General features: G+C 48.9%; 19 protein-coding genes and 1 tRNA gene. 3 read left to right on the forward strand and 17 right to left on the reverse strand.

The genetic code is table 11. The annotated features are described in order from the left end of the window. Positions 1 to 13 precede the first annotated feature (13 nt). The 4 genes from NSQ22_RS11140 to glsA form a co-directional block, all read right to left on the reverse strand. Entirely contained in the window at positions 14 to 1,321 is a 1,308-nt protein-coding gene (locus NSQ22_RS11140) for an ABC transporter permease subunit (protein ID WP_008880503.1), read from the reverse strand. A 149-nt stretch (positions 1,322 to 1,470) separates the two neighbouring features. Continuing rightward, a complete protein-coding gene (locus NSQ22_RS11145; RefSeq protein WP_008880502.1) occupies positions 1,471 to 2,790 on the reverse strand; it encodes an ABC transporter substrate-binding protein in 1,320 nt (439 codons plus the stop codon). Between the two features lie 544 nt (positions 2,791 to 3,334). After that, a complete protein-coding gene (locus NSQ22_RS11150; protein WP_029761657.1) occupies positions 3,335 to 3,739 on the reverse strand; it encodes a hypothetical protein in 405 nt (134 codons plus the stop codon). A gap of 13 nt (positions 3,740 to 3,752) precedes the next feature. Continuing rightward, entirely contained in the window at positions 3,753 to 4,682 is a 930-nt protein-coding gene (gene glsA, locus NSQ22_RS11155) for a glutaminase A (protein ID WP_011887640.1), read from the reverse strand. Positions 4,683 to 5,051: 369 nt separating this feature from the next. Between glsA and NSQ22_RS11160 the strand changes: the two genes are divergently transcribed. Continuing rightward, positions 5,052 to 5,125: transfer RNA gene (locus NSQ22_RS11160), tRNA-Pro, on the forward strand. Positions 5,126 to 5,190: 65 nt separating this feature from the next. Here NSQ22_RS11160 and NSQ22_RS11165 read toward each other — a convergent pair. After that, complete coding sequence (locus tag NSQ22_RS11165) at positions 5,191 to 5,349, reverse strand: hypothetical protein (protein ID WP_008880499.1); 159 nt, start codon at positions 5,347 to 5,349, stop codon at positions 5,191 to 5,193. 726 nt (positions 5,350 to 6,075) lie between these two features. On the opposite strand from NSQ22_RS11165, the gene NSQ22_RS11170 reads away from it, so the two are divergent. Further along, a complete protein-coding gene (locus NSQ22_RS11170) occupies positions 6,076 to 6,258 on the forward strand; it encodes a small acid-soluble spore protein H (RefSeq protein ID WP_008880497.1) in 183 nt (60 codons plus the stop codon). Positions 6,259 to 6,305: 47 nt separating this feature from the next. On the opposite strand, the gene NSQ22_RS11175 is transcribed toward NSQ22_RS11170, so the two are convergent. The 7 genes from NSQ22_RS11175 to NSQ22_RS11205 all read right to left on the reverse strand — a co-directional run bounded on the left by NSQ22_RS11175 (position 6,306) and on the right by NSQ22_RS11205 (position 11,810). After that, entirely contained in the window at positions 6,306 to 6,443 is a 138-nt protein-coding gene (locus NSQ22_RS11175) for a hypothetical protein (RefSeq protein WP_008880496.1), read from the reverse strand. Positions 6,444 to 6,547: 104 nt separating this feature from the next. Continuing rightward, positions 6,548 to 6,913 carry a VOC family protein gene (locus NSQ22_RS11180; RefSeq protein WP_008880495.1) on the reverse strand — a complete coding sequence of 122 codons (366 nt, stop codon included), beginning with the start codon at positions 6,911 to 6,913 and terminating at the stop codon, positions 6,548 to 6,550. Beyond that, on the reverse strand, positions 6,910 to 7,692 hold the full coding sequence (locus NSQ22_RS11185; protein WP_008880494.1) for a YhfC family intramembrane metalloprotease: 783 nt from the start codon (positions 7,690 to 7,692) through the stop codon (positions 6,910 to 6,912). The genes NSQ22_RS11180 and NSQ22_RS11185 overlap by 4 nt, the downstream gene beginning before the upstream one ends. A 14-nt stretch (positions 7,693 to 7,706) precedes the next feature. Beyond that, on the reverse strand, positions 7,707 to 8,363 hold the full coding sequence (locus NSQ22_RS11190; RefSeq protein ID WP_008880493.1) for an SdpI family protein: 657 nt from the start codon (positions 8,361 to 8,363) through the stop codon (positions 7,707 to 7,709). Continuing rightward, positions 8,360 to 8,635: an autorepressor SdpR family transcription factor gene (locus NSQ22_RS11195; protein ID WP_008880492.1), complete on the reverse strand. Its 276-nt coding sequence runs from the start codon at positions 8,633 to 8,635 to the stop codon at positions 8,360 to 8,362. The genes NSQ22_RS11190 and NSQ22_RS11195 overlap by 4 nt, the downstream gene beginning before the upstream one ends. Before the next feature lie 767 nt (positions 8,636 to 9,402). Continuing rightward, positions 9,403 to 9,906: a DoxX family protein gene (locus NSQ22_RS11200; RefSeq protein ID WP_011887644.1), complete on the reverse strand. Its 504-nt coding sequence runs from the start codon at positions 9,904 to 9,906 to the stop codon at positions 9,403 to 9,405. Between the two features lie 467 nt (positions 9,907 to 10,373). Continuing rightward, positions 10,374 to 11,810 carry a sodium/proline symporter gene (locus tag NSQ22_RS11205; protein WP_081157412.1) on the reverse strand — a complete coding sequence of 479 codons (1,437 nt, stop codon included), beginning with the start codon at positions 11,808 to 11,810 and terminating at the stop codon, positions 10,374 to 10,376. A 283-nt stretch (positions 11,811 to 12,093) separates the two neighbouring features. On the opposite strand from NSQ22_RS11205, the gene NSQ22_RS11210 reads away from it, so the two are divergent. Further along, complete coding sequence (locus NSQ22_RS11210; protein WP_081157413.1) at positions 12,094 to 13,335, forward strand: aminopeptidase; 1,242 nt, start codon at positions 12,094 to 12,096, stop codon at positions 13,333 to 13,335. A 106-nt stretch (positions 13,336 to 13,441) separates the two neighbouring features. On the opposite strand, the gene NSQ22_RS11215 is transcribed toward NSQ22_RS11210, so the two are convergent. The 5 genes from NSQ22_RS11215 to NSQ22_RS11235 form a co-directional block, all read right to left on the reverse strand. Continuing rightward, complete coding sequence (locus tag NSQ22_RS11215) at positions 13,442 to 13,759, reverse strand: hypothetical protein (protein ID WP_081157414.1); 318 nt, start codon at positions 13,757 to 13,759, stop codon at positions 13,442 to 13,444. A gap of 179 nt (positions 13,760 to 13,938) precedes the next feature. Beyond that, complete coding sequence (locus tag NSQ22_RS11220) at positions 13,939 to 14,709, reverse strand: 3-oxoacyl-ACP reductase (RefSeq protein WP_008880487.1); 771 nt, start codon at positions 14,707 to 14,709, stop codon at positions 13,939 to 13,941. A gap of 12 nt (positions 14,710 to 14,721) precedes the next feature. Further along, positions 14,722 to 15,753: an ABC transporter substrate-binding protein gene (locus tag NSQ22_RS11225; protein WP_081157415.1), complete on the reverse strand. Its 1,032-nt coding sequence runs from the start codon at positions 15,751 to 15,753 to the stop codon at positions 14,722 to 14,724. Then, positions 15,750 to 16,505, reverse strand: a complete 756-nt coding sequence (locus NSQ22_RS11230) for an ABC transporter permease (protein ID WP_008880485.1) — start codon at positions 16,503 to 16,505, stop codon at positions 15,750 to 15,752. The genes NSQ22_RS11225 and NSQ22_RS11230 overlap by 4 nt, the downstream gene beginning before the upstream one ends. Further along, on the reverse strand, positions 16,502 to 17,248 hold the full coding sequence (locus NSQ22_RS11235; protein WP_060475995.1) for an ABC transporter ATP-binding protein: 747 nt from the start codon (positions 17,246 to 17,248) through the stop codon (positions 16,502 to 16,504). Before NSQ22_RS11235 ends, NSQ22_RS11230 begins: the two co-directional genes overlap by 4 nt. Positions 17,249 to 17,262 lie beyond the last annotated feature (14 nt).

Below are 17,262 nucleotides of genomic sequence, written 5' to 3' on the forward strand. Positions count from 1 at the left end.
GATCTCACCTCCCTTATCGTTTCGCACTCGCACTGTCGGACAGTAAATCTTTACCGAGCCACTTAATATAAATCATTGAAATGATGGCGACACAAATAAACACGATGACTGCCAACGCCGATCCATTTCCAAAATTCGTCTGCGAGAACATGACTTTATACGCTAAAATCGAAATCGTTTCCGTCGAATTCGCCGGACCTCCGCCGGTTAATACGAATATCAGATCAAACACGCGGAACGCATCCAGCGTCCGGAACAAAAGCGCCACCAAAATACTTGATTTCAGCAGTGGCAACGTCACTTTGACGAACTGTTGCCATTTCGTTGCTCCGTCGATCGAAGCGGCTTCATATAGCGAGCTTGGGATTGTTTGGAGCCCAGCAAGCAGTAACAAAGCCATATACGGCGTTGTTTTCCACACATCAGCAAAAATGACGGCAAACATCGCCCCTGCTTCTGTCGTTAGCAAATCTCCCATACGGTCAACAAGACCAATATTTTCAAAATATTTAGCAACAATCCCGTTTTGCCCATCATATAAAAACTTCCACATCAGTGCCGATACAGCGGTCGGAATGGCCCATGGCACTAAAATCGTCGCCCGAACAAGCCCACGGCCGAAAAATGCTTTGTTAATGAGCAAGGCGATGGCCAACCCGAGCACAAGCTCAACTGCGACCGACACAACAGTAAAGAACGTCGTATTCCATAGCGCCTTCCATAAGCGCGGATCGCTAAAATTGTCTTTATAATGCTTCAGACCAACAAAGTTCGGTTCAATGACGACACCGGTCAGCCCTTCAGCAAGGCCAACGACTTTATCAGGCTGCTTGAGCCCCCCATCCTGGTGAATTTGCTTCAACGTTTGAACAGCGCTGTCCACCGTGCTGATCAGCTGTTTGGCCGTTTGTTCGTCCAGCTCAACAATTTTCACTTCTTCACTCGGCGTCTCGAAGTTATCAAGCGCTTCGTTTACTTGGTCGTATTGTTTCGCCACCTGTTCGTCCTTGCGGATGGCGGCATCCATATCCGTTAATTTTTGTTCCACTTCGGCGAGCGTTTCTTTTACTGTTCCTTCCGCAGTAGCTAATTCTTGTTTAAGGGCACTTTGTAAGAACGGGTAGTTTTGCAAGTACCCCTCTAGGTCAAGGCTGTAGTTTAAATGAATCGATGATTTCCTCGGGTCGTTGAGCCGATAGTCGAACAGGCTGTAATAAAACGATTGGATGACTGGCCAAATAGCAATCGCTAAAATCAATAACAACGCCGGCGCGACGAGCGAATAACCTAAGATCCGCTCCATTCTCTTTTCATTCCTCATCGCTGCCTTCCCCCTTCTCTTTGTTAAAAAGGGTATTAGCCTTCAGTACCGGATAGAGAGCGGCCTGAAGGCTAATACATAGCGAATGGCTTCCTCCGTTATTTTTTCTTGCTCACTTGGGCTGCACCGCGCCGAGCAACACAGCCGCTTTACTTATTCATCGCTGCCTTCATTTCTTTTTCCATGTTTGCTACCGCTTGTTCAACAGTAAGCTCTCCGGCCAATGCCTTCGATACGTTAATTTGGATGATTTCGGAAATTTCCGGATAGTTCGGCACCACTGGACGCGGCACTGCTGCATTCAAGGCGTTGACAAACCCTTCTTCAGCGAAGAACGGATTGGCTTTCAACACCTCTTCATCCTCGTACAACTCCGGCAATGTCGGGGCTAAACCGCCATAAACGGCCGAGATTTTTTGCCCTTCCGGCCCGGTCATAAATTTGACGAATTCCCATGCTTCTTTCGGGTGTTTCGAATATTTGTTGATTGCCGTCATCCAGCCACCAAGCGCTGCAGCTGACCCTTTATCGCCAGCCGGGAGCGGAGCAACGCTAACTTTGCCGACAATTTTTGATTGTTCCTGATCGTTCGCCAAGGCATATTGATACGGCCAGTTGCGAATAAACGGTGCTTGTCCTTCGATGAATGCGGTGTGAGACTCAGGTTCCATAAAGGTCGTCACGTTGCTTGGCACAACATCCGATTGAACGATCTCCACCATTTTTTTCAAACCTTTAATGGCTTCCGGACTGTTGACGACAACGTTTCCGTCTTTGTCAACGATTTGTCCCCCGTAGGAAGCAATAAATTCAACAGCGTTACAAACAAGCCCTTCATATTGTTTCGCTTGCATTAAATAACCGAATTTCGTACCGCCTTGCCCTTTCAGTTCCTTTGCTGTTTTTAACAGTTCATCCCATGTTTTCGGCACTTTATCTTCAGGCACTAAATCCGTCCGATAAAACAACATGCCCGTATCAATAAATTTCGGCATCGCCCATTGCTTACCGTTGAAGTTTCCAGCGGCTAACGCCCCTTGGTTGTATTTGCTTAAATCGATGCCATCTTTCTCAATGAAACGGTCCAATGGCAACGTATAGCCTGCTTGGGCGAATTCAGCCGGCCAGATCACATCAAGGTCCATAACATCGATTTCCGACGACTGGGCGTTTAACATCGTAACGTAAGCATCATGCTGCTTGCCGGTGTCAGCCGGCATTTCCCGCAGTTCAACATCGATGTTCGGATGTGCTTTTTCAAATGCTTCGATCAACTTTTCGGTTGCTTTCGTCGAGTCTTGGCCACGGGCATAGACAATCTTAACCACTTCGCTGGATTTGCTTTCTTTATTGCCTTCTGTTTTGCTATTGCCATCACCGTCAGCATTTTCACCGCCGGAGCAGGCCGTAAGTCCCATCGTAAGCGCTAACAAAATAGCTGATGATTGAAACGCTTTTTTCTTTTTCATTTCTTATCCATCCCCCTACTTGTTTTTTGTATGATAAAGCTTGAGTGAAACCGAACAACACATCTCTCGCGCGGTCCGGATCACCTCCTAGGCTGAAATGACAATCCAATTACACACTATTCAGGCAATTTTCGATGCCTGTCTACCTACTATTTTGTAATCGATTACACAAAAATCGTTGATAAATCGACTATTTCCCGCTTTCTGTCTCTTTTTCATCCTGATGAGTTTGCGAGAAAGAAAAGGCTGATCTCTACCGAATAGGTGTTCAACCGAAGAGGCTTGTCTACCTTCCAAGGTTTCCTTCCAATCGACTAAGACTTCAGGCAAACCCATCTATGTAATCGATTACAAATCCATCTTACATCGATTTGATTTCCTTCGTCAAGGGCTTAAATCTTTTTTTAGTATATAAACTAAGAAAAGACGTCCCAAAGGAGGAGGACGCCTCTTCTCATTCCGATGTATGCAACTAACCGACTAGTAAAAACCCATATATTGCATTTACTGCTGAGAAAGGCAGTCTTTTGAGGCAGCCCTTCCCTCACACTTCCACCGCCTTCCCTTCCTCGACGATATGGTAAAGCAAGTGCGCTAAATGGTGGATCGGGCCGTATGGTTCTTCATCGTCTTCATTCATTTCTTCCTCATCAGCGAATTCGAGGTCGTTTAAGTAGAGCGCCATAAACTCATAAAAATCTTTCAGCTCGAAGCTGTAGCACGCGCTCGGGTCTTCGCTGTCCTCCTCGTACTGGAGCATCAAGTACGAGACATTCCCTTCGTTGTCTTCGGCGTCGAAAAAGACGAAATAGCCGATATTCGTGTCGAGGTCAAACAAATGTCGCGTCCCGCCTTCAGTCGCCTTGTCAAATTCGTCTTGGTTCAATTTACCGACGTTCATCGCCTCCACATGATCTTCGCGATGAAACTGAACCGTAAACGTTTTCATGTTCGTCTCCTCCTTAAAAAATGCTTAATGAATATGTTTTGGATAGCCGCTCGAGCAGCTTCACCCCGGTCAAGCTGTTCCCTTTATCATCGAGCGCCGGACCGAAAATACCGATGCCGCATCGCCCTGGGACGGCAGCGAGAATGCCGCCGGAAACACCGCTTTTGGCTGGAATGCCAATTTTAATGGCAAACTCGCCTGAAGCGTTGTACATGCCGCACGTGACCATGAACGTTTTGCAAATACGAGCCACATCAAGAGGCATGAGCAGCTCACCCGAATGCGGGTCGCGCCCGTCAAGTGCGAATACTAAGCCGATGCGCGCCAAATCAATGCACGTCATCTCAACGGCACATTGCTTCGTATACAAGTCCATCAACTCTTCAACATCTTCATCGATAATGCCGTGCTGTTTCAAAAAATAGCAAAGTGACCGGTTTAAAAACGCGGTTTCAAACTCGGATTGAGCCACTTCTTCCGAATACGTGATCTGTTCGTTGCCTGCCAATCGGCGGATGAATGCCAAAAGCCGCTCGAGCCGCTCTTCGACAGAACGGCCGCGAATCATGTGCGTCACCGCCAACGCCCCGGCGTTAATCATTGGGTTGAGTGGTTTGGACGGCTGCACTTCCTCGAGCTTAGCAATGGAGTTAAACGGATCGCCCGTCGGCTCCATACCAACTTTGCGAAACACCTCGTCTTCGCCGCGGTCGATCAGCACAAGGGCCAGTGCGAGAATTTTGGAAATGCTCTGTAGCGTCACCTTGACTGTCACATCGCCGGCATCAACGACTTTTCCGTCTGCGGTGTACACGGCAATCGACAGCTCGTTCGGATTCGCCTTACCTAAGGCGGGAATGTAATCAGCCACTTTTCCGTAACGGGCGTACTGTTTTGCTTCTTCGACAAAGCGGACAAGCTCTTCTTTGTTGTACACAGGCATCACCGATGGTTAGTATGGCTGATTTTTCCTGTTTTATGCATGAACAATGCAAACAGCTAGGAATCGACAGGCGCACTCGGCCTTGTCCAAACGGAATGTTTTCCACAAGACAAGCATGCCTAGTTGGACAGGGGACAACAGCCGCTTGCCTACAGTAAAACTTAGGGAAAAGATGAACAGGGATCATGTGATCGTAGACATACATGCCTTGATGAAAAAATTTCCCCTTATGAACGGTCATCGCCTATGGAGAAACGTTCGATTCCGTGATGAGAACGATCGCGACATCCTTTTTCCAACGAATGCAAAATTGGCCATTGATTTCTCCCTATTTTTCTTATATAATAGGAAATGTCTGACCAATCTCTTCGGGATGTAGCTCAGCTTGGTAGAGCACACGCATGGGGTGCGTGGGGTCGCAGGTTCAAATCCTGTCATCCCGATCGTCATGAAACCAGCCGGAAAAACAACCGGTTGGTTTTTTGTTTTTCCCCCTTTGTTCCACCTACTAAATGACCTCCATCTTCTTTCCTGCGAAAGCGATGTAGCCAACAGCTAGCTCAACATCGTCGTCCACCACGGCGGTGTCAGAAAGCGATAGCGTCGTTTCAACTCGACAAGCTCCGATAATCGCTCCATCCATATTGAAGACCGTGGCGGTGACCATCCGTTTTCGGTTTCCTGGCAGAGATTGCTTTCATCATCGACGTCATTACGACGGTAACGGAAACAGGTGACTTTGCTCAAGTGAATCCCATCAATTAAGCTTGCATGGTTCCGCTCGTCGTTCAAGACGAGGTCATCGCGGCGAATCAGTACACCGATATTCGCAGCATAGCCGCTATTGAAAATGAGTGCGGATTCTGCTTTTTTTCACTGTTTTAACATAGCTTCTGCCTGCTCGTACAGCGGATGGTTACCGGCGACGAGCCGCGATGCCCCCGCCCCGTATCTTCGCATCCTGATTCATTGTTCGCCTGTCATCCGCCAAGCCTACATCATTGTGCGATGCGAAATTCTACATCGGCTTTCCGCCCAACATGCCCGAAACCCCTGACGCCTCCGCTTGACGCAACTGGCGTTTTTGCCCTAGTTTGTTCAACTCGAAAAGAATCTCCGTTTTCATCCTCATCTCTTGTATATGTAAACTATACACAATATACTTTGCGATTCACTAGTGCTATATGTTTGCTTTATTGATTATTTAGAACAATGTTTAATATATTTAGTTGAAAATTCCTTGTTGTTAAGTGAGAAAAAAGGAACGGATGCCAAAAAGAGCTTTATCGCTTTTTTTCGCTTCGATGCATAGCCGGTCCTTCGAAAAGTCATACTATATCTGTCTTAAACGCCCCTATTTCCGTTCATCCTGCGAACTAAGGAGGTGCCGAAAATGGATGTTCGTCGAGCGCAAGAAATCGCATCATCGCCAGTGATGGCGAATGTCACGTACAACGGACAGCGCATTTACATCGAGCATGTCGACCAACAAAAAGGGGTGGCGACGATCCATCCGCTTGACAACCCGTCTCAAAAGCAAAGTGTGCCGGTTGCCAGCTTAGAAGAGCATTCGTAACCACAAAAAAGCGGGAAAAGGAATCATCCTTTCTCCCGCTTTTTTCGCTAATCAGCCGTCAACTCTTCCTGCTCTTTGTAGGCTTCTTGTACAGTTTGTTCCCTCATCGCCGCGCGGCCTGCCGTCCGAGTATCAGCGGTGCGGACAGATTTCTCGCTGCGCTTGTTGTTCGCTTTCATTTTCATCGCGATGCTCCCTCCTTCGTCTCTAGCATTCCCTGAATGGCAAGAGGTTACTATCGCGAAGGAGCAAAAGAGCACTGCCCGATCGGACGGCTTATGAAGCGATCTTATCCTTTTTCTAACAACTCGATCCGGTTGTGAAACGGATCGCGAAACGAAAACCGCTTCACCCCTGGGATCGGTTTTTCATCTTGTGTCACGACCCCACGTGCTTCCAAATAGCGACGTGCAGCCTCAACATCTTCCACTTCAAACGCCGGATGGCTTTTGCTGTTGTAGCCATCACGGTTTTCCGTCCCAATATGAAGCTCGATATCACCGACTTTGTACCAAAGCCCACCGTTAGCCTTCAGCGACTCGGGCTTTTCGATTTCCTTGAAACCGAGCACGCCCGTATAAAACGCACGCGCCTCATCTTCAGCGCCAAATGGAATACAAATTTGCACATGATCAAGTCGTTTGACACGAATCATCGTTTCTCTTCCCCCTGTTCAAAGGCTGGCTTGATCCGGCGAATGAACAAAACGGCAGCAACCGCCCACACCAACAACACTGCCTCGACCACCCAGATGTTTGTGACGACTTTCGCTTGGTACAACGCCGGCAAGACGTCCAACGCAGCATGGAGCAAAATTGCATACAGGACATAACGGAATTGCCGCTTGCGCACGCCAAGCAAAACGAGCAGCGATAACGCCACATGCACGGCCAAGGCAAACAACCGTTCTAAACCGCCCAACACATACATCGCCAACGGCGTGTGCAACACTTGTTCCTTAATTAGCTCCGCTTGGTCCGCCGGAAGCGACGGGGCAATCGTTTTATCAAAGACTCCTGATTGGATGAGGCTCATGAGCACGATGACGTTCACAGCGCCCAACACGCCAAGCAACACCGCTTCCACCCCACCGTGCCCAAGCCCGAATGACAAGCCATCGCCATATGAGCGTTTTTGTTTCAACAGCCAGCGAAATCCGACATAACGGCCGATTTCCTCAAACACACCGGCGGCAAGCGCAGCGTACAAGACAAAGAGCGTGACGCTTTCCGTTCCTTTCAGCGCCGGTCGCCCCGGTTCAAGGACAGCGATATGAAGGGCTTTTTCCAACACTTGTGAAAAAACGAGAAAGATCAGTGCCCCGATGCCGAGCGCTTTCCACGAAAGCCACCCTTTTTTTCTCCCGTACCATACAAGTCCGAGCGGAACGAGCAACGACACAAGAAGCTGTGTGACTGCGCCTATAATCCCCATGAGTCCCCTCCTATCTATGATGAACGCTTGCGCTGTTCATGACGAAAATAGATGAACGACTGAATGATTAAATACAAATTACCCAAAATTATGATGAGCATCAAAAAGACAAACTTCATCTCCCCTTCCCCTGGCAAAAATCCCGTTAACATAAGCAAAATCCCCATCGCAATAAACACTTTTCCGCCAAGGCGATGCGTTTTGTGCCAAACCGTCTCACTCTCAATCGTCCATGGCGTGCGGATGCCGATAAAATAATTATGTTTGATTTTCGGCATATAATTTCCGATGACAAGAAACAGCCCGCCGATGCCAAGCGGCGCAAACAAGCTCATATCGATCGAAAAGCCGAGATTGTACGCGAGTGTTACGATATGCAATATGAGAAAAAAAGCGATCAACGCCACATTGAAAATGTTGTATACGTGTGAGAATTTAGCATAGTTTTCTTTTTTCGGGTCAAATCTTGGCATCACTCCCATCAAAATGATGAAACCTGTCATCAATACGGGTGGGAGAAGCGCGCCAAACCATTTGTTGCTGAAGCCATCGGCTTCCCCTGATGCATTCCAATGGATCGCCACTTCATCCGGCAAATACGGAAGAGCAGCCAAACTCAATAGATAAGCGAGAACCGTCAACACGATCGCCAGCCGGCTAACCTTCATCATTTCTCTCCCCCTTTTTCGACGAAATCGTAAAACCAACGGAGCAAATCTTGAAACACCGTCGTGTTCAGAGAGTAGTATATATACTGTCCTTCACGCCGGTCTTGCACCAAATCAGCCTGCTTTAAAATTTTCAAATGATGCGATACACTCGGTTTTTGCATATCAAAGTGCGAAGCGATTTCCCCTGCCGTCAAGTCCCCTGTTCGCAGCAACGTTAAAATTTTTCGGCGCGTCGGATCAGCGATCGCTTTAAATGCCTCGTTGAACGACAATGGTGATCCCACCTTGCGAATGATTTTTGCATACATATTGAAAAATAACGTTTGTTGATCGCCGCTTCTCAAACAGTGAGCAGATGCTGCCAATGTTGACGGTTGGCCGTAAAGCATGGCACGCCCAGGTGAACCGCAAAATGTCTGTAAAAGCGGGGCATTTTCATACCTAAGTGAAGGGCAAAACTGGCTCACGGATTTGTTCATGAAAAGACATGCACCTTTGAGGCCGACATGAGGAGTACAACTGGCTCATAGGCTTTTTTCGTGCATCGGTCACTCGTTATTTCGAAACATAGTTTTATAGGACAAGAAATTAGATATTTAGATACATTTCTAAATATAGAATATTCCATTTCCATTCAACTGTCAACTTATATATGATTTCTGACTAAGCCCTCCTCTCTTCATCTTTGCAAAACGCTCTCAGCACGTTGACATGGTTGCACGGCGAGGCTGTTACGTTTCTATATCCCGTCAAGAGACTGATATCGTCGAGCACATAACGGAGCTGTCTTAGGAGCCCACTTGGCCAATACAGGCGTCTTTGTTCCTCGTTTCTATCATCCGCTCCCCCGATATTCTCACGAGTTGGCAAAAAAAGAGGTATGCCCCCTTCCACCGTATGAGAACCGCTTCGCGATTTTTCTTCTTTGGAAGTGAATAAGGTGAATCAACATACGAACGGCCGCCCCTTTTGACGTGAAAGAAAGAGCGGCCGTTCGGAAAAGGAGAAAAACTGAAGCCGTTTGCACGGTGCGAGGTCGTTATTTATGCGTTGCAGCCGGACGTTGTGGACGATGCCACCATTGGCGGAGATAAGGCAACACCCAATGATCGACACCGTATCGTCCCGCATTGGCCCCAGCGACGAGGATGAAGACGGTGAGCAGCACCATTTGTGGGTTCGTGCTCGTCGTGCCCGAGAACATGAAGGCGAAGTTCATGACCGCTCCCATGAGTGCAGCGAAGGTGGTAAACAAGCCAAGAATCAGTGCGATGCCGACGAGAAATTCGCCCCATGGCACGAGGAAGTTAAACAACCCAACATTCGGCAGCGCTACGTTTTCGATAAAGGCTGCCCACCAGCCTTGCACGGCTGGATGTTCACCTGTGGCCTTCGCCAACGCTCCTTTTAAATATCCGGTGGCGTCAAAGCCGTGCGTGATTTTTTCCCATCCCGCCATCATCCATTCATACCCTAAATAGAGGCGAAACAACACCATCAACGCCGACGCTGTGGCATGTTCGCGCAACCATTTGACTACCATTTTGTTTCTCTCCTTTCATTTTTAAAACAATTCTTTACACTTTTATCTTAATATTCTTTTTGCTCGTTGAAACGAGTTTGTTCAATATTTCACAATATAGTCAAAAAGTTATGACTAAATTATGACTACGATTCCTTTTCTTGAACATTCCCCACCTGCGCCTAAAGGGGACAGATTCTTAGGAACACCCGTCCTCGGTTGATCTGCCTTCCCAAAACAGCAAACGAAGATGCTCAATAAAACGAGAGCAACAACATCTTTTATCCCAGGAATAAAGACTGATTTGATCGTGAGTTCAACGGCACATCCAGACATCGATGCGTCTGCATAACGTCGCCCCCTGTCGCTAGAACAGACAGTCGAGCAATACGGTGGGGCAGCAGGCAATGGGGGCACGCTTCGCCATGGGAAAGGGCGTCCCGCTGCTTTCGGGACACCCTTATACTGGTGATGACCAGTGTTGTTGGTCACGTCGTCCGCTGGCGGTCAGGAAACAACAAGCTGAACAACACCCCGGCCACTAGCGCAATGGCAAACGTCGTAAACCGTGAACTGATGATGTCCTCAAGCGGCGAGGAAATCCAGATGATTGTGCTGATAAACCCAGCGAGGATCGTGGCGATGACACCGATGCCGGAATACCGCTTCCAGAAAAAGGCGAGTAAAATCGCCGGTGACAACGTGCAACCGATTCCCGCCCACGCCCAGCTGACAACGAGATACACGAGCGACTCCGATGTCATCGCCAATACAAGACCAAGCAATCCGCCGGCTACGACAACCGTACGTGATAAAGTGACAAGCTGTTTCTCCGACAAACGGAGACGCAAAGAACGGCGTACGATGTCTTCGCTAATGGCGCCTGTGATCACAAGCAGCTGTGAATCGGCCGTTGTCACGATGGCGGCCAAAATGCCGGATAACAGCAACCCGGCCAACCACGGCGGCAACAAGTCCAACACCATATGCGGCAACACGGTCTCGACATCGGCGAAGGAATGTCCTTGGTAAAGGGCAATCGCTGTCAGACCGATGAGAAACGCCCCACCATACGCCAATAGTGTCCAAACGACCGCCACCGTTTTGGCCGTTTTCGCCTCGCGGGCATCTTTTAATGCCATGAAACGGGCGCTCAATTGCGGCTGTCCACCAAGGTAGCCGAAAAACCAAGCAAAATTGTTAAACAACAATAGCCCAAGCGCAAAACCAGTCACTCCCCCTGTCCATGAGTCGAGGCCTGGTTTCGCATGATGAAGCGCTTCACTGATCGACAATCCGCCGCTATAAATTTCCACTAACGCCACAATTGGCAAAATAACGAGCGTTGCCAGCATGAGCACACTTTGAATCATATCTGTCCAAACGACACTGACAAACCCGCCAGTGTATGACAAGATGATGACAATCGCCACACTGATGACCATGCCAAGTGCTGGATCGATATGAAAAACAGTAAACAGCGTTTTGCCGGCGCCTGCGATTTGAGCGCTAAAATAGAACATCATAAAACTAAAAATCAAAACAGTAGAAAGCCATAAAATCGTGCGCCCTTGCTGACCAAACCGTTGCGCCAAATAGCTTGGCAGTGTCAACACCCCGTACCGCTCCGCCTCTTGGCGAAACCGGTCAGCCAAAAAAAGCCAAGCACTGACAATGCCGATGACAATGCCTACTGCCACCCAAATCGCAGAAAGTCCGCTCGCAAACACAAAACCCGTATAGCCAAGCAACAGCCACGCCGATTCCCCTGTCGCCCGTTCGGAAAAAGCAAGCGTCCAACCCGGAAGCTTTTTTCCGCCAAGCAAAAAATCACTATGACTCATCTCTTTTTTTCCATACCAATAACCAAGAGCGGCCAACACAAGACAATACAGCACGAGTTCCGCCAAGATCACGCCATTCATTGTTTCTCCCCCTCGCTATATAGTTCACCTCACCACACTGCCTCCCTCTCTACTGTTGCGCCATTTTCCCATAAAAAACCGGCATTGCCATCGAACAAAGACGACAATGCCGGTGTAGACAATAACGGTACAGCTTCATCACTTATTTATTTCATTACTACCATTATGATGATAAGAAACGATTTATTCCCGTTCGCTTTCTTTAATATTCAGTTATTTAAAAGTTGCGAAATATACAAACATGTAATAAAGTGGACTTGACACTAAAAAAGGAGTGAACCATATGGAACGTTGGGAAAACGAGTTAAATAAATACGCCGAATTGGCAGTGAAAGTCGGCGTCAACGTTCAGCCTGGACAGACGTTGTTCGTCAGCGCACCGCTCGATGCGGCACCGCTCGTCCGGAAAATTGCCAAAACGGCGTATGAAACCGGGGCAAAACATGTGCATGTCAATTGGGATGATGAATCTCTTACATATATTAAATTTCAACACGCCCCAGAAGAATCGTTTTCCGAATACCCGATGTGGCGGGCAAAAGCGATGGAAGAACTCGTCGAACAAGGAGCAGCCTTTTTATCGATTTATGCCCCGAACCCCGACTTGTTAAAAGATGTCGATCCAAAGCGGATCGCGACAGCCAATAAAACGGCTGCCCAAGCGCTCATCAACTTCCAAAACGCCATGATGACCGACCGGAACTGCTGGTCAATCATTTCCGTCCCGACGGCGGCATGGGCACAAAAAGTGTTTTCCGACCTCAGCCAAGAGGAGGCGATCAATCAACTATGGGAAACGATTTTCCGCATCGTTCGCGTCGACCAAGACGATCCGATCGCAGCTTGGCGCAAGCACAACGATCGACTTGCTCGCATCGTCGACTACTTGAACAATAAACAATATAAACAGCTTGTCTACGAAGCGCCAGGCACCAATCTGACGGTCGAGCTCGTCGACGGACACGTTTGGCACGGCGGCGCATCGACAAGCCAAAGCGGGGTGCGCTTCAACCCGAACATGCCGACCGAGGAAGTGTATACGATGCCGCATAAAGACGGCGTCAACGGCACGGTCCGCAACACGAAGCCACTCAATTACGACGGCAACATTATCGACGGCTTTACGCTGACCTTTAAAGACGGCCAAGTCGTTGACTTCAGCGCTGAAGAAGGATATGAGACGCTCAAACACTTGCTTGATACGGATGATGGAGCGCGCCGTCTCGGCGAAGTCGCCCTCGTGCCGCACCAGTCGCCCGTATCGCTGTCCAATCTCATTTTTTACAACACGCTGTTTGATGAAAACGCCGCCTGCCATTTCGCGCTTGGCAAAGCGTACCCGACGAACATCGAAAACGGCGCGGCGCTGTCCAATGAGGAGCTTGGCCGCCGCGGCGTCAACGACAGCCTTGTGCACGTCGATTTTATGATCGGCTCCGCCGAGCTGAACATCGACGGCGTCACGAAAGACGGCAAGCGCGAACCAATTTTCCGCAACGGTAACTGGGCGTTTGAACTTGAATAATCCTCCTTTTGCAGCACATACACATAAAAAAGAAGGCTGTTTCCAAACGATTTCACTCGCGGTTGGAAACAGCCTTCTCTTTATTTCAAACGATCAAGCACTCAGTTCATGCCGAGCCTACGCGGTGATGATATTGCTGCAGCGCCTTTCTTTCTCTTTCCGTCCGTTTGATGACGTAAACGACGCCAATGATGAAAAGAACGAGCCACAACACAAGTCCGTATTGGCCGACACCGAAGAAAACCGCCAGTTTGACGCTGATATAAAGAGGGGTAAACCATAATGTGATGAGCGAAAAAAATATGTATTGGGAAACGAATGAGTTTTTCTTCTGTTCATTCCTTACCGCCAAAATGGTGACATGGTGCAACAACACCCCACACATCAACAACGCCAACAAAAGAAAAAACAATGAACCCTTCATCGTTCATCCCTCTTTTCCAAAGAGAAATGCAACAGGCCTGTTTTTTTATGAGACATAAAATATTAGAAACATTCAAACAATATCATACCATAATAAATCACCAAATTCTACAAAAAAAACTGCCCTTTGTTCTCGAGGGCAGCTGGTGAAACGTAGGCATATTCAAGATGCCGGCAGCGCTAGCGCATGATGAGCCCGCCGTCGACAAACAACGTCTGTCCGGTCATAAAGCGGCTCCAATCAGACGCTAAAAATAGAACCGGCCCGGCAACATCTTCAGGAGTGGCGATTCGCCGCAGCGGCGTTTGGGCGATCAGCATTTCCTTCACTTCCTCCTTTGTCCGCCGGCTGGCGTCCGTCGGGTAAACCAAGCCAGGAGCGACACAATTGACGCGGATGCCAAACGGACCGAGCTCCGCCGCTAAGTTGCGGCTGTAACCGACGAGCGCCGCTTTCGCCGTTGTGTAGTCATGGTACGGGACGACCGGGCGGGCGACTAAGTCTGTCACGATATTAACAATGCTCCCCCCGCCCTGCTTTTTCATGATCGGAATCACCGCCTGACACATATAATAGGTCGAGCGCAGCGCTCCGTCGATTTGCGCCTGATAATCTTCCCACGCGAGCTCCCACGCCAGTTTGCGCTCATCTGGGTCAAATGTATACGGCGCAAACGCATTGTTGACGATGACATCGATTTTCCCTGTCTCCATCATCACTTGCTCAATCAACTGCTTGACCGCTGATTCCGAGGTGACATCGGCCTGAACGGCCCAAGCATCGCCGCCAAGTTCAACGCAGGCGGCGGCCACTTGTTCCGCTGCCTGCTGATTTTGCAAATAGTTGACGATGACCGTTCCATGTTCCCGGGCAAACGCGCGGGCAATGGCCGCACCGATGCCCCGGCTCGCACCGGTTACCACGATGACTTTTCCTGAGAACATCCCCATTTTCGTCCTCCATTATTGTTTCGGAAGCAATTCATTGGTAACCACTTCCGCCATGTTGATGTCGTTTTTAATCAAGCCTAGCTGTTTATACGTGTCTGCGGCTTGCTGCAGCACGTTTCCATCAAGCGTCCCGAGCCCTTTTTCTTCCGTCAATGGCGAAACGCTCGACGCATTTCGCAACTGAATGATTTGTAAGTTGCGTTTCTCATCCTTGCCATCGATGGCGTACTTGACAGCTAACGACGCCGCTTCTTCTGGATGGTCGATCATCCATTGAGCGCTGTTCCGATACGCTTCTAGAAACTTTTGCAACAACTCTTTTTTCTCGTTGTACGTTTTCTCCGTGACAACAAAAACGTCACTTGGGATATTTAAATAGTTTTTCACTTCAATGACGTTGACGTCCCCGAGCCCCTTTTCTTTCGCCATAACAAGCCCGGTATCGGTCGCCGCTGTCGCGTCAACTTGCCCTTGCATAAGCGGTGCAAAGTTTAACAAGCCGGTTTCGACAATCGTCACATCGTTTTCGGAAAGCCCGGCTTGATGCAATAGCACCAATAAGTTTTGCCACGTTCCGCTCGATAAGCTGTACACGCCGATTTTCTTTCCTTTTAAATCTTCCGGTTTCGTGATTTGTTTCTCTTTTAATGAAACGACGTTGAAGACGTTTTGTGGATAAATATTATAAATGACTTTTAATTTTTCTCCTTTGTCTAACGCAAAGAGCAACGAGCCCGGATCCGTAAAAGCAATATCGGCTTGTCCAGAAAGAATGTTTTTGATCGCATCGCCGCCGCCGGCGCCAGGAATGAGCGTCACGTCCAAGCCTTTTTCTTTAAAAAAGCCTTTTTCTTTTTCTGCCAACAAGTTCGTTTGCTCGGTAATCGGTTGGCTCCAAAGGGCCACACGCAGCTGTTCTGTTTTCTCTTTTTTCGCCGTATCCGTAGTTTCACTTGCCTCGTTTTTCTGTCCGGACGCACCGCAGGCCGCTAAAAAAACAACCACCGACAGCAGCCATACAGCCACTAACATGCTTCTCCTCATTTGTCTGTCTCCTTTTTATACGGTTTGACTAATCGGTTTTCAAAGAAATGAACGATTTGGTAGAGTACCATACCTAACAACGTCAATAAAAGCAAAACAGAAAACATAAGCGGGGTATCCATCATCCCTTGGGAAGCGATAATCATCGCACCTAACCCTTCGCTGGCGCCAATAAATTCGCCGACGACCGCCCCAACGACCGCCAATACGACGGCAACGCGGAATCCGGCAAAAATGTTTGGCAGCCCGGCGGGAAGTTTCAAATGAATGAGCGTTTGCCAGCGCGTCGCGCCTAACACGCGAAACAATTCGAGTTTGTTCCGATCGGTATATTGAATCGCCGTCACGGTATTTTCAAGCAAAGGGAAAAAACAAATCAAGGCCGTAATGATCACTTTCGATGTCATGCCGAAACCGAACCAAAGAATAAATAACGGCGCCAAGGCGAGTTTCGGCACGGCCTGGCTGGCGACGACGTACGGGAAGAACAATTTGCGCAAACATTCAATTTCCCCCATGAGAATGCCGACGATGAGGCCGAGACCGCTTCCTAAACTAAGACCAAGCAACACTTCCAAGCTTGTCCGGACGATGTGCGGCCAAAAATAACCACTCTTGATGCCCTCAAAAAGCGTTGCCGCGACGACCGACGGCGCCGGCAAAACAAGCTCTGACATTTGCCTAGCAGCCAGCTCCCAGCCGAGAAGAAGCAGCACAAGTAACGCCAGCGAGTAAACGGACGTCCGGTTCATCGCCTCATCCCCTCCATCGCCTGCCGCACTTGAAAACAGAGCTCGTTAAACCGTGGCTCATAACGCATTTCCAACGCTCGCGGTTTCGGAAGATGGACATCAAGCGCATAAACGATGTCCCCGTCGGCCATGACAGCGATGCGGTCCGCTAAATATACGGCTTCGGCAATATCGTGAGTAATAAACAAGACGCTTGTGTTTTGCAGCCGGCAAAGCGCTAATAAGTCATCTTGCAATTCTTCCCGCGTAATGGCGTCCAATGCGGCAAACGGCTCGTCCAAAAACAACAGCGCCGGTTGTTGAATGAGGGCTCTTGCAATGGCTACCCGGCTTTGCTGCCCGCCGGATAGTTGAGCCGGGTAGTGGTTGCGATATGCAGACAATCCGACCCGTTCAAGCAAATCGTGCGCCAACTCATAATCTTCCTTCGTCGGTTTTCGTTTGAGCGAGATCGGCAACAAAACATTATCAATAACCCGCTTCCATTCAAGCAACGTCGGCGCTTGAAAGACATAGCCGATCGAAGGGGAAGGCTTCGTCACTTTTTCACCTTGCAAATAAATGCCCCCTTCATCCGGCTGCAACAGGCCGGCAGCAAGCTTTAACAACGTCGTCTTGCCGCAGCCGCTTTTCCCGACAAGGCAATGGAATTCCCCTTCATTGATCGTCCAACTGACCCCGTCGATCACCGGCTTCGAGCCTTGATAACGATACGTAACACGGTCTAGCCGCAAAAAGCTCATCCTCATTTTCCTCC

The organism is Geobacillus sp. FSL K6-3411, from assembly GCF_037965715.1.
GTDB classification, from domain to species: Bacteria; Bacillota; Bacilli; order Bacillales; family Anoxybacillaceae; genus Geobacillus; species Geobacillus thermodenitrificans.

Coding starts and splice junctions, on each gene's coding strand:
- NSQ22_RS11185 (WP_008880494.1), bottom strand. CDS start 7,692: ATGGGGATTATAGGCGCAGTCACACAGCTTCTTGTGTCGTTGCTCGTT.
- NSQ22_RS11235 (WP_060475995.1), bottom strand. CDS start 17,248: ATGAGCTTTTTGCGGCTAGACCGTGTTACGTATCGTTATCAAGGCTCG.
- NSQ22_RS11220 (WP_008880487.1), bottom strand. CDS start 14,709: ATGGGGATGTTCTCAGGAAAAGTCATCGTGGTAACCGGTGCGAGCCGG.
- NSQ22_RS11140 (WP_008880503.1), bottom strand. CDS start 1,321: ATGAGGAATGAAAAGAGAATGGAGCGGATCTTAGGTTATTCGCTCGTC.
- NSQ22_RS11175 (WP_008880496.1), bottom strand. CDS start 6,443: ATGAAAATGAAAGCGAACAACAAGCGCAGCGAGAAATCTGTCCGCACC.
- NSQ22_RS11165 (WP_008880499.1), bottom strand. CDS start 5,349: ATGGTCACCGCCACGGTCTTCAATATGGATGGAGCGATTATCGGAGCT.
- NSQ22_RS11150 (WP_029761657.1), bottom strand. CDS start 3,739: ATGAAAACGTTTACGGTTCAGTTTCATCGCGAAGATCATGTGGAGGCG.
- NSQ22_RS11205 (WP_081157412.1), bottom strand. CDS start 11,810: ATGAATGGCGTGATCTTGGCGGAACTCGTGCTGTATTGTCTTGTGTTG.
- NSQ22_RS11145 (WP_008880502.1), bottom strand. CDS start 2,790: ATGAAAAAGAAAAAAGCGTTTCAATCATCAGCTATTTTGTTAGCGCTT.
- NSQ22_RS11180 (WP_008880495.1), bottom strand. CDS start 6,913: ATGATTCGTGTCAAACGACTTGATCATGTGCAAATTTGTATTCCATTT.
- NSQ22_RS11210 (WP_081157413.1), top strand. CDS start 12,094: ATGGAACGTTGGGAAAACGAGTTAAATAAATACGCCGAATTGGCAGTG.
- NSQ22_RS11215 (WP_081157414.1), bottom strand. CDS start 13,759: ATGAAGGGTTCATTGTTTTTTCTTTTGTTGGCGTTGTTGATGTGTGGG.
- glsA (WP_011887640.1), bottom strand. CDS start 4,682: ATGCCTGTGTACAACAAAGAAGAGCTTGTCCGCTTTGTCGAAGAAGCA.
- NSQ22_RS11200 (WP_011887644.1), bottom strand. CDS start 9,906: ATGGTAGTCAAATGGTTGCGCGAACATGCCACAGCGTCGGCGTTGATG.
- NSQ22_RS11170 (WP_008880497.1), top strand. CDS start 6,076: ATGGATGTTCGTCGAGCGCAAGAAATCGCATCATCGCCAGTGATGGCG.
- NSQ22_RS11230 (WP_008880485.1), bottom strand. CDS start 16,505: ATGAACCGGACGTCCGTTTACTCGCTGGCGTTACTTGTGCTGCTTCTT.
- NSQ22_RS11190 (WP_008880493.1), bottom strand. CDS start 8,363: ATGATGAAGGTTAGCCGGCTGGCGATCGTGTTGACGGTTCTCGCTTAT.
- NSQ22_RS11225 (WP_081157415.1), bottom strand. CDS start 15,753: ATGAGGAGAAGCATGTTAGTGGCTGTATGGCTGCTGTCGGTGGTTGTT.